The organism is Micromonospora sp. NPDC047738, assembly GCF_040642675.1.
Classification (GTDB): Bacteria; Actinomycetota; Actinomycetes; order Mycobacteriales; family Micromonosporaceae; genus Micromonospora.
In genome coordinates this window covers 336,560-348,631 of the sequence record NZ_JBEYSO010000001.1, presented here as the reverse complement: position 1 = coordinate 348,631, position 12,072 = coordinate 336,560, and the positions used below count along the sequence as shown (strand labels likewise).

The 12,072-nt window shown below is 68.6% G+C and carries 4 protein-coding genes; 2 read left to right on the top strand and 2 right to left on the bottom strand.

All coding sequences use genetic code 11. The features are described from left to right. Nucleotides 1-114: 114 nt before the first annotated feature. On the top strand, nt 115-660 hold the full coding sequence (locus tag ABZ783_RS01580) for a GNAT family N-acetyltransferase (protein ID WP_357433646.1): 546 nt from the start codon (nt 115-117) through the stop codon (nt 658-660). A 95-nt stretch (nt 661-755) separates the two neighbouring features. Here the strand turns inward: ABZ783_RS01580 and ABZ783_RS01575 are convergent, their stop codons facing one another. Both ABZ783_RS01575 and ABZ783_RS01570 read right to left on the bottom strand, forming a co-directional pair. Next, the gene (locus tag ABZ783_RS01575; RefSeq protein ID WP_357433644.1) at nt 756-3,848 is read right to left on the bottom strand and encodes a hypothetical protein; all 3,093 of its coding nucleotides are present in this window, start codon (nt 3,846-3,848) and stop codon (nt 756-758) included. A gap of 132 nt (nt 3,849-3,980) precedes the next feature. Further along, entirely contained in the window at nt 3,981-4,274 is a 294-nt protein-coding gene (locus tag ABZ783_RS01570; protein WP_357433642.1) for a hypothetical protein, read from the bottom strand. A gap of 19 nt (nt 4,275-4,293) precedes the next feature. Between ABZ783_RS01570 and ABZ783_RS01565 the strand changes: the two genes are divergently transcribed. Next, nucleotides 4,294-12,072 (top strand): ricin-type beta-trefoil lectin domain protein, encoded by a 7,779-nt coding sequence (locus ABZ783_RS01565; protein WP_357433640.1) that lies wholly within the window; start codon nt 4,294-4,296, stop codon nt 12,070-12,072.

The following is a 12,072-nucleotide window of genomic DNA, read 5'->3' as shown; positions in this document are numbered from 1 at the left end:
CCGGCCCTCTCGTTGATCAAGAAGTTTGCGTCGGTGAATGCTTCTCACGCGACGCAAACTTCTTGGTCAACTCGCGAGGGCCTGGCGGGGGTGGGGGACGGGCTACGATGCCTCGTGATGATCGCCTCGACCGAGCGGCTGGTGGTCCGCGACTGGACCGACGCGCCCGACGACCTGGCCCGGATCTACGACATCTACTCGCGGGACGAGGTGATGCGCTGGCTGGGCGGGGGCAAGGGGCGGATGACCGACCCGGCCGAGGCGGCGGAGCGGGTACGCGCCTGGCGGGACCGGTACGACCCGTACGCCGGCCGGTGGGGCCTCTGGGCGATCGAGCCGCGCGACGCGGGCCGGGCGGCCGGCAGCGTCCTTTTGAAGCCGCTGCCCGGGCGGGACGGGGTCACGCCGACCGACGACATCGAGGTCGGCTGGCACCTGCACCCCGACTCGCAGGGCCACGGCTACGCCACCGAGGCGGCCCGGGCCGTGCTGGACCGCGAGTTCGCCACCGGCACCCGGCAGGTCTACGCGGTGGTGATGGCGGGCAACGAGCCGTCGATGGCGGTGGCCCGGCGGCTCGGCATGACCTACCTCGGCATCCGCACCGACTGGTACGGCGGCGTCGACCTGGAGACCTTCGTGCTGTCCCGGCCGGCCTGACCAGCTTCCTGGCGCAGGCCGCCCGGCGGCACGGCGTCATCGACGTGACAGCGGGCCTGAGCAGGTGACTGCTCAGGCCCGCTGTCGTACGGGGCTCAGCCGAAGGTTTTGACGCTGCTCCAGTCACTTGCCAGCACGATCTTCACTGGGCCGTTGGTGTTGGTGGTGGACGGGTAGTAGACCCGCACCTGCCCGTCCGACCCGAAGCGGGCCCAGAGGTCGGGCACCCGGTCTCCGTTGACGTCCGGGATGCCGATGACGGCGGTGATGTTGGTGTCCGTCCAGGAGTTCCCGTAGTTGACGTCCCCGCTGCGGGAGTTGGCGCCCAGCTTGATCGAATTCAGATCCACGCTGCCCGCGACCGAGCCCGGCTTGCCGTGCCGGATGTACATGTAGCCGTTGTCCAGGTCACGCCAGAGCAGATCCGGTGTGCCGTCCAGGTCGATGTCCGCCACGTTGACGATCTCCCGGCGGGCCCAGGAAACGCCCTCCATCAGGGTCGCCTCCTGGAAGCTGGCACCGGTGTAGCCGCTCAGCGTCCAGAACGCGGTCCCGGCCCGGAGGACCAGGTCGGGGTGCTTGTCGCCGGTGATGTCACCGACCGCCTTGATCTGGGTCCAGGTGGCCGGGTCGGGCGCGTTGGCCGGCAGCAGGATCCGCAGCCGCTTGTCCACGTTGAAGCTGCCGTAGCCGTCGCCGGGGTAGAGCCAGAACTTGCCGTCCGGGGTGCGGGCGAACAGGTCGGTCGAGCCGTCACCCGGGTACGCGTCGGCGTACTTCGTGATCAGGGCGGCCTTGCCGGTGGCCGAGTCGAACCAGTGACCAGGTGGGTCGAGCTTGCTGTCGTTGGTGTACGAGCCAATGAGCCACGCGTTCAACTCGCCGCCCTCGTCGCCGGCGTAGTTTCGGAGCTTGCCCGACGAGTTCACGAGGAGCAGGTCGGGGATCCCGTCGCCGCCCGTGTCGCCCGGCCCGTCGGCCGCATCGCGGGGCGGCACGTAGAAGCTGTAGTCGGTACGGTCGCTCTGGTTGCCGACCGCGTCGTAGGCGTACACCTGCAGCACGGTGGGACCGGCGTGCCGTGGCTTCAGGTCGGGCACGGTGGCGGTGCCGTTGGAGGCAAGGACTTCCTTCCAGCCGACGCCCTCAATGGAGTAGGTGAACTTGGCCGCGCTGGCGGCGGTGAACGTGACGGCACCGGTCTGGCCGAACTTCACGGTCGCCCAGGTGGCCCCGTCGGGGGTGGCCTCCTTGAACACCGCGCTGGTGACTTCCGGGGCCGGAGGTTTGGTGGCGTCGATGGTGATCTGGCAGGGCTGGGCCCCGGGGTAGTACGCGGACACCTCTCCCGACGTGTCCTCGGCGCGTACGTCCCATGAGTAGGTGACTTTGTCCACCAGGCTGGTGGAGGGGATCAACAGGCTGGCCTCGCCGCTGCTGTTGGGCGTGACCAGGGTGCCGGCGGGCACCGTCCCGCCGGCCTGCCAGAAGCGGAAGCGCAGGCTCTTCAGGTTGCCGTCGGGATCGGTGGCCTTCGCGTACAGGCTGATGTTTGCCTTGGCAACCGCACGACCCGCACCTGGGCCGGGCACACAGTCGCCGCCGGGCGTCGTCTTGCCGTTTGTCGGCACGTTGGGCTTCCGGTTGTAGGTGACGGAGAGCGAGGCGGACTTGGCACTGAACTTGCGCCAGGTCAGCGTGTCGGACTCGCTCGTGGCGCGCATGCCGAGCGTGAGTGTCGACCAGCCGCTGTTGAAGCCCTGTTGGGCCGCGTTCGTCACGTCGAAGCTCACGTAGTCGTCGGCGCAGCTGCTGCCGTAGCCGTGGGCGAAGGACAGTTTCTGCTGCAGCGTCGTCCAGCTCGGCTGCGCGTTCCAGGTGGTGCTGGAGGAGATCGCGCCGGTGAGCCAGAGCTGCATCTCCCGGGCCGTGCAGTTCCAGGAGTGGTTGTTCAGGACCTTGAAGGTGGCCGAGCTGGCCTTCGCGCCCTTCAGGCTGCTGCTGTAGCCCATCCGCCAGAAGGAGCGGGTCCGCAGCGGCGTCGTCTGCTCGTAGCCGACCCGGGCGTCCGTGGTTCCCGTGTTGAAGTTGGTGCCGTTCCAGGTGTTGGTGGTGGGGTGCTGCGAGTAGACCGTCGCCCAGGCCGACTGGCCGCTGTTGAGGGTCGGGTCGAGGAAGACGGGGAAGAGCACGTCTTGGTCGGTGAAGAGCCCGGTCGCGGCGGCGTCCAGGTGCAGCCGGACGTCGCCGGTGCCGTCCCGGTCGAGGCGGGTGGGGATCGGTGCCCGCTTGGCGCCGGGCTCGGCGCCGCTGAGGCCGGAGAGCTTCAGCACGTCGGCGGTGGTGTCCACCGCGGTACGGGGGGTGGCGCCGGGGCCGGCCTCCGGGTCCCGACCGGCGGAGTCCCAGGCGAACGGGGTGGGGATCGAGCTGATCTCCTTGCCGCTGGCCTTCTCCAGGGCCCGCACGCCGCCGGTGTCGGGGTCGTGGCGGAAGACCAGGGTCTTCGAACGCAGCCCGTAGCTGACGGAGCTGACGGCCTTGGCGGCCTCGCGGTTCTTGACGATCAGCAGTTGGGCGAAGCCGCCCGTGTCGCGGGCGACGACGAGCAGGTCGACCCCGGAGCGCACCTCGGGGTAGAGGGCGCGTGCACCGTCGAGCACCGGCTCCGGCAGCTTGCCGGGCCAGGTGTATGCGACGGTGTGGCCCTCCACGTCCAGCTCGGCCAACACTGTTCCGGCCGCGTCCGCCGGTGCGGCCGCGCCGCCGGTGGAGAAGCGCACCGGGGTGGGGGCGTTGACCGGCCGGATGTCGAGGCCGCCGGGGCTCTTCCCGGTACGGGCCAGGGTGTTGTCGAGGTCCACCCACTGCCCGGTGGTGTTCTTCGCCCGCTGCGGCGTGGCGTGGAACTCGCTGCGCAGCTGGCCGTCGGGAAGCGCCCAGGTCCGTGAGTTGGCCGTGGTGGCCGTGTCGACGAGCACCTCCTTGCCGGTGAGACGCGCGTCCACTATGGCGGTCACCTCGTCGCGAGGTGCCGGGGGTGCCGCTTCGGCGCGGATGCCCACGTCGTCGGGCCCGGGCCACCAGGGCGCTAGGGCGACGACAAGGGGGGCCAGCACGAGGCCCAGGGTGAGGGTCAGCCTGGTGCGCGTGCGCACGAAGGGTCTGAGCAGGCGAGGCGCGGTCACGGCGGGTCGCACTCCCGTGGGGCCAGACGGATAGGGAAGGAATGCACAAACGGCCCCGGTCGGCGGGGCCGAAGGGGCAGATTGCGGCCACACGATCGCACATCGCCGCCGAATCCGATGCATCCGTCGATGTTATGAATCCGTTATCTCCGTTTCAGTGATCGCCCTGACGCGCACCGTAATCGGATCTTGTGTCTGGGTTTGGTGGGTCCAAACGGGAGTGGATGTGCGGATCTGCACCTCTGGTGCCGACTCTTGCGATCCGAGGCTCTCTTGGCGCAAAGATGGCGTGACGCGGATCACATCGACCTCCTTGATTTCACTCTTCGTGATGTTGAGCAACTGACTCTCCTGCCGGACAGTGCTCACGCACGCGTCGGTCCGGCGCGTGCTTTCGCGGTTTGCCGCGCCCTTCTTTGTCTTCACGCTGGGTGGGAGTCGACGCGTGCGAGGTATCGGTTTGCTGTCCCGGCCGTGGCGCCGGGGGACCCCGACGAGGCCAGGTCAGCCCCGATGGGGTCGGGCTCGTGCGGCGATGGTGTTGGCGCTGTCCACGACCTTGGTCGCGACGATGCTGCCCGCCGAGGCGTGGGCGGTGCCCGGTGCCGGTATGGCGCGCGAGGAGATGAACGTCGACCTGCCGGACATCCCGCAGACCGAGCGGGCCGATGAGGACGACCAGGCCGAGAAGAACCTGGTCACCGCGCCCGAGGTGCCGGTGGAGCCGTACGCGCCGGTCGCCGTCACCCCCTGGGCGCAGGACTCCGGTGTGGTGGATCTGACCGGTGTGGAGCCGGGCGCGACGGTGCCGGTGGATGATCTGCCAGTCGCGCTGGGTGTGCCGTCCGGTGGTGACCCGGCCGCGTTGGCCGGCGCCTGGACCGTGGACCTGGCGGCGCCGGAGGCGTCGCAGGACGCGAGCGTGTCGGGTCTGATCATGAAGATCACGCCGCCGGCGACCGCAGACCCGGCGGCCGAGGTCGCGCTCGCGGTGGACTACACGCCGTTCGCGGACCTGTACGGCCCGCAGGCGGCCGACCGGTTCGGTGCGGTACTGCTGCCGGCCTGTGTGTACGACTCTCCGGACGCCGGCGACTGCGCCCCGGACACCGGCACGTTGTCGGCTCAGCGGCTGTCCAGCGAGGTGGAGTTGGTGCCCGGGGCTGCGGCGCCCGCTCGCCTGACGGCCGACGGCGACGAGTCGGTGCGTCGGGTCATGACCAGCAACATCCCGGTGGGCGAGCTGCTCGGCGAGCAGCCGGCGAGTCGCGGTGCGTCGGTCGCCGAGTCGACCGGGTCGAACGTGGTCGGCGTGCTGGACACGGGCGCTTCGGCGGCCGGCGACTATACGGCGACTCCGTTGCTGTCGTCGGGCTCCTGGGCCGCTGGTGCCTCGTCCGGTGCGTTCACCTACTCGTACCAGGTGCAGGTGCCGGAAACCGCCGGTGGGCTGATGCCAAAGGTGGCGCTGTCCTACTCGTCACAGACGGTGGATGGACGGACCTCGGCGACAAACAACCAGGCGTCGTGGATCGGTGACGGATGGGACTACAGCGCCGGGGCGATCACCCGCAGTTACGCCAGTTGCCGGGAGGACTCGAAGAAGGCCGGGGCGAACAACAAGGACCACAAGACCAGCGACCTGTGCTGGGGGTCCAAGAACGCCACCCTGTCGCTGGCCGGCATGACCACCGAGTTGGTCTGGGACGCGGGCAAGAACGCCTGGTTCACCGCCAACGGCGACGGCTCCAAGGTCGAGTTGCGCAAGGACACCGGCCTGGCCAACGGCGACAACGACGGCGAGTACTGGGTCGTCACGACCCGTGACGGCACCAGGTACCACTTCGGCCTCAACCGCCTGCCGGGCTGGACCGCGGGTAAGGCGGAGACCAACTCCGTGCTCACCGTGCCGGTCTACGGCAACCACCTGAGCGACGGCGAACCGGCGGAAACCTGCTACAAGGCGGGCGGGGTCGACGCGTGGAAGGCGTCCGCCTGCACCCAGGCCTGGCGGTGGTCTCTCGACTACATCGAGGACGTCCACGGCAACGCCATGAGCCTGTGGTGGGCGAAGGAGACGAACTACTACGCCCAGAACTTCAACTTCAAGGCTCCGGTCGTGTACGACCGGGGCGGCTACCTGACCCGCATCGACTACGGGCAGCGCCGGGACACCATCTTTTCGGCCGAGGCCCCGGCCCGGGTGCGGTTCATCGTGGCCGAACGGTGCTTTGACGAGGGCACCCTCACCTGCAGCGACGCCAACTTCGCGGACAAGAACCCCAGCAAGTACCGGATCTGGTACGACACGCCGGCGGACCTGCGCTGCTCCGCGGGTGTGAAGTGCTGGAACGCGTCGCCGTCCTTCTTCACCCGTAAGCGCCTGGACATGATCAGCACGTCGGCGCAGCGGCGGACGGACACCACCGCCCGCCAGGTGGTCGACGAGTACCAGCTCAAGCAGTCCTTCCCGATCCTCAAGACCGGCCCGAACACCGCGCTGTGGCTGGAGTCGATCACCCGTACCGGGTACGGCCGTAACGGCACCACCGACGCGAGCATCAAGCTCAACGCGGTGCGGTTCGAGTCCAACGCCGAGGACATGCCGAACCGCGTCAAGAAGGACAACCGCCCCGGCTTCTCCCGGCTCCGCATCGCCCGGGTCATCAACGAGTACGGCGGCGAGACCGTCGTCACCTACAAGCAGCCCGCCGGTGACTGTGCGACCGGCACCGGCCTGCCCGGCAAGAGCGACACGGCGGCGCTGAAGGCCAACAATCGGCTCTGCTACCCGTCCTTCTGGCACCCGGACCCTGCCGTCGAGGACATCGACTGGTTCCACAAGTACGTGGTGGACAGCGTTGAGGAACTGCCCAACGTGGACAGCGCCTACAGCACCACCACCATCACCCGGTACGACTACGCCAACCCCGGCTGGAAGCTTGCCGAGCAGGAGTTCACCAAGAAGTCCACCCGCACCTACTCCCAGTTCGCCGGGTTCGAGCAGACCACGGTCCTCACCGGCGCTGACGAACCGGCGATCGGCAGCAAGCGGACGAAGTCCGTCACCCGCTACTTCCGCGGCATGGGCGACACCGTGTCGATGCGGGACATCACCGGCGCCGAGATCGCCAAGGACCTGGAGCCCTTCGCCGGTCGGGTCGCCGAGGAACTGACGTACAGCAGCGCCGGCGACGCCGACACCAACTGGTTGACCCGCAGCGTCACGTACCCCGCCGCCCAGCTGCTGGCCTCCCGTACGCGGGACGACGGGCTGAGCCCGTTGGAGGCGTGGCGGGTCACCGAGCCGCGGCAGGTGTCGTACACCAAGTCGTCGGGCACCGGCGACGACACCCGCACCGAGCGGGTGGTCGAGACGAAGACGACCTTCGAGACGACGCACGGCCTGCCCACGTACATCGAGTCCCTCGGTGACACGGGCAAGACGGGTGACGAGTCCTGCACGTTCGTGGAGTACCTGCACCAGACCGACAAGAACGTCATCGGCCTGACCAAGCAAACGCGGACCAGCCCGACCACCTGCGCCGCGGCCACCTTCGACGACCTGAAGACGCTGAGTAGCGCCGGCCAGGTCGCCTACGACGGCCAGGCGTACGGCCTCGCGCTCGGCAGCACGACCCGCGGGCTCGCCACCCAGACCTGGTCGCTGAAGGGCGACGGTTCGGGCTTCCAGTCCAACGGGACCAGCAGCTTCGACGCCATCGGCCGCGTCCTGTCGAAGACCGACCCCGACGGTAAGACCTCCAGGATCACCTACAGCCCGTCCACCGGTCAGGCCTTCACGGTCACCGAGGAGAACTCGCTCGGGCACAAGCAGGTCCAGGAACTCGATCCGGGCCGAGCCGTCACGGTCAAGACCACAGACCTCAACGGCCGGGTCAGCGAGGCGAAGTACGACCCGCTGGGCCGCCTCGTCGAGGCCTGGGGACCGGGTCGCACCCCGTCGCCCGCGTCCGTCCCGGACTTCAAGGCCGAGTACGCCACTCCGGTCGGCAAGCCGCCGTACATCACGACCTTCAGCCGTGGCCACGATGACAAGATCCAGACCTCGGTCACCCTCTACGACGGTCTCGGCCGCGAGCGGCAGTCGCAGGAGGAGGCGACCGGCGGCGGCCGGCTGATCACCGACACGCTGTACAACAGCTCCGGTGAGGTGTGGCAGACCAACAACGCCTACTACGCCGCCGGCGGGCCGGTCGGCACCCTCTTCACGCCGCTCGCCGGCACCGCGATCCCGAACGCGACGCGCTACACCTACGACGGCCTCGGCCGGGTCACCCAGGAACTGCCGGTCTTCAAGGACGTGGCCGCGCCGGAGCGGGCCACCAGCTACACCTACGGTGCCGACCACTCGACGGTCATCAACCCGTCGGGTGCGACCTCCTACCGGCTGTTCACCGACGCGCTGGGCCGGACCACCCGGGTGGACACGTTCACCAACGCCGGCCGCACCACGTTCACCTCCATGCGGTACGAGTACGACGCGCGCGGCCAACTGGCGAAGGTCACCCACTCGGCCGACCCCGACCCGACCCACTCGTGGACCTGGAGCTACGACCAGCGCGGCCGGCTGGTGGAGACCAGCGACCCGGACGCCGGCACCAGCCGGTTCACCTATGACCACCGGGACCGGCAGCTCACCGCCACCAACGCCCGCAACATCACCGTCTGGAACGGCTACGACGAGCTGTCCCGACCGACGCAGCAGCGCCTCGGTGACAGCAACGGCGCACTGCTGGCCGAGTTCACCTACGACACCGTCTCCGGTGGCAAGGGCCTGCCGGCGACCGCAACCCGCTACACCGACGGCCTGCCGTACAAGCAGTCGATCGGCGGCTACACCACCGACTACCAGCCGACGTCCACGACGCTCACCCTGCCGCAGGCGATCGCCGACACGTGGGGCCTGAAGACCTCGTACACCTACGACTACACGTACACCGACACCGGCCTGACCGAGTCGGCGACGTTGCCGGGGATCGGGAATCTGCCCTCGGAAAAGGTCCTCGTCCGCTACACCAAGGACGGCCTGCCGCTCTCGGTGTCCGGCAAGGACTGGTACGGGTCGGAGACGGTCTACTCGCCGTACGGCCAGGTGCTCCGGTCCACCCTGGGCGCCCAGCCGTACCGGGTCTGGACGACGGCGACGTACGACGACGCCAGCGGTGCCCTCACCGACCAGCAGGTCTATCGCGAGCAGACGACCGACAAGGGCGTCGTCGGTGGCAACCTGGTCTCGCACCGCTCCTACTGGTACGACGACGCGGGCAACGTTCTCGCCATTCGCGAGCGCGCGACCGGCATCGAGGAGCGGCAGTGCTTCCAGTACTCGCTCGGCCGGCTGAAGACCGCGTGGACGGCCAAGGACCAGGCGCTGTGCAACCCGGGCCCGGTCAAGACCGACGGCACCCTCAACGTGGCGGCCGGCACCGACGGCTCCGGCTACTGGCAGGAGTACGAGTACGACCTGCTCGGCAACCGCACCAAGCTGGTGGAAAAGGACCTCACCGGTAACGCGGCCAAGGACGCCACCACCACCTACGCCTACGGCAAGGCCGACGGCAGCCAGCCGCGCACCCTCACCAAGGTGACGAAGAACTACGTAACCCCGGCGGGCGCACAGGTCACCGCCGAGGCGGAACGGCTCTACGAGCTGACCGGCGAGACCAAGTCCGTCAAGTCCATCGAGAACGGCGACGAGCAGACGCTGTCCTGGACGTACGACGGCCAGGTGGAGCGGATCGCCGGCCAGGGCGCCAAAGGCAGGACCGCGTACGTCGGCCTCGCGAACAAGTGCCTGGACCTGAGCAAGGGCCTGGCGACGCCTGGTCAGCCGCTCCAGCTGTACCCGTGCAACGACTCACCCGCTCAGAAGTGGACCTTCACCCCCGTCCCGAGCCAGGGCAACGCCAACCTGGGCACGCTCTCCGTGTATGACAACTGGTGTGTCCAGCCCGCGGCTAACGCCGCTGGATCAGGCCTAGGGATTCAGAGGTGTGACGGTTCCGATGGCCAGCGGCTGGAACGCACCTCGGTGGGGCAACTCAAGCACACCGCCTCCGGTCTGTGCGTCGCCGTCAAGGATGCCGCCACGGCCGACGGTTCCGCCATCGTTCTGGCAACCTGTGATAGCGCCGCTGTCGCCCAGCAGTGGGAGGCGCAGGACGAGACACGCCACATCTACGGGCCTGGCGGAAACCGCCTCCTGACGATCCAGGGGAGGCAGGCCACGTTGAATCTGGGCGAGGCTCAGGTCAGCGTCCAGAAGGGCGGGGTGCATGTCAGCACCCACCGCTCGTATGCCGCCCCCGGCGGCGCTGTGGTGCGGTACGCCAACCACGCCGTTGCCGGCTCCGCGCTGGTGGCCCTCGCCGGTGACCACCAGGGCACTCCGTACGCGGAGGTCGGCCTGTCGGGGGCCATGCCCGTCCGGGTCCGAAAGCAGGACCCGTTCGGCAACCAGCGCGCCGCCGCGCCTATCGGTGTGAATATTCAGACCAACCAAGGGTTCCTCGGTGCGGTCCGCGACGATGCCTCTGGTTACACCCCGCTGGGTGCGCGCATGTACGACCCGGCGGTCGGCCGGTTCCTCTCAGCGGACCCGGTGCTGGACGTGACGGACCCGGAGCAGAGCAACGGGTACGCGTACGCGCACAACAACCCGGTGACGCTCTCGGACGCGAGCGGACTTTCGGTGGCGCTGACGGCCAGCGAGATGGCGGCGGCGCTGGCGGGCGCGGGCCTGTCGGCCGCGCAGGTGGCCCAGGCGCAGTCGAACATGAACCGCTCGCTCATGTCGGTGATCCTCGAGTCGGCCTGGTACATGCTGAAGGATTTCATCGGCATCAACGACGCCATCAACTGCTTCGGCGGCGACATGTGGGCGTGCGGCAGCCTCATCATCGGGGCGATCCCGTGGGGCAAGATCGGCAAGATCCCGGCCGTGATCCGGGCCATCGACCGGACGATCGCCGCGATCCAGGCGTGGAAGGCGGCCAAGCGCGCGGCCGAGGCGGTGCTGGCGGCCGCCCGGGCGGCGGAGCAGGCGGCGCTGAACGCCAAGAAGTTGGCCATCGAGCGGGCGAAGAAGGCCGCCCAGGCGGCGCAGAAGAAGGCCGCCGACAAGGTCAATACGACCACCAACAAGGCCATCAACAATACGAAGAAGACCGGCAACCCGGTCCAGAAACAGGCCCAGGCCAAGTCCAACCCGAAGGGTTCATCCGCTGGATCCGGCGGCGGTGGGAAGTCCGGCGGCGGGTCGAAGCCTGGTGGTTCCGCGGGTGCTACGGCGCGCAGCAACGGCGGCTCAAGCGGCAGCGGCGGCTCCGGCCGGGCGGGCGGGTCCTGCCGGACCGACGGCAACAGTTTCGTGCCGGGCACCAAGGTCCTGATGGCCGATGGCTCGGCGAAGCCGATCGAGGACGTGAGGCCGGGAGACAAGGTCAAGGCCACCGATCCGGAGACGGGCGAGACGCGGGTGGAGACGGTCACCGCCGTGATCAAGGGTGACGGTGTCAAGCATCTCGTGAAGGTCACCATCGACACGGATGGCGTGCAGGGCACGGACGCTGCGGAGGTCACCGCGACGGACGGCCACCCGTTCTGGGCTCCGGAACTTGGTGAATGGATTGACGCTACCGACCTGCAGTCCGGCCAGTGGTTGCGGACCAGCGCCGGCACCCGCGTCCAGATTACGGCTGTCGAACGTTGGACTACTCCGCAGGCGACTGTCCACAACCTCACCATCGGCAACCTTCACACGTACTATGTGGCGGCTGCAGACATGCAGCTCCTCGTGCACAACTGCGGCGGATCGCGTGAGACCAATGGTCGTCCGCACTCACAGAACTGCACATGCGCCGATGGCGGCCCGGAGCGTGTTCCGAACAATCCATGGGGCGGCCGAGGCAAGCCCTCGACCGAGGCCCAGAACGTCGACCTCCAAGAGCAGTTCATGGACGCGAATCCGGACTGGGAGCACGTTGCTGGTGGCACCAAGGGCGAGGTGACTGTGACCGGGCCGAACGGCGAGGTGCGGCGACCCGATCTGATCTTCCGACACGTCCAGACCAAGACCATGATTTACATTCAGACCGTCACCACCTACAAGAACGGAGCGGCCATCCCTGGGGAGTTGGAGGCCGCACTGGACATCGCTCGATGGGGAAAGGGCCTCGTGATCATGTATCCGAAGGCTTGA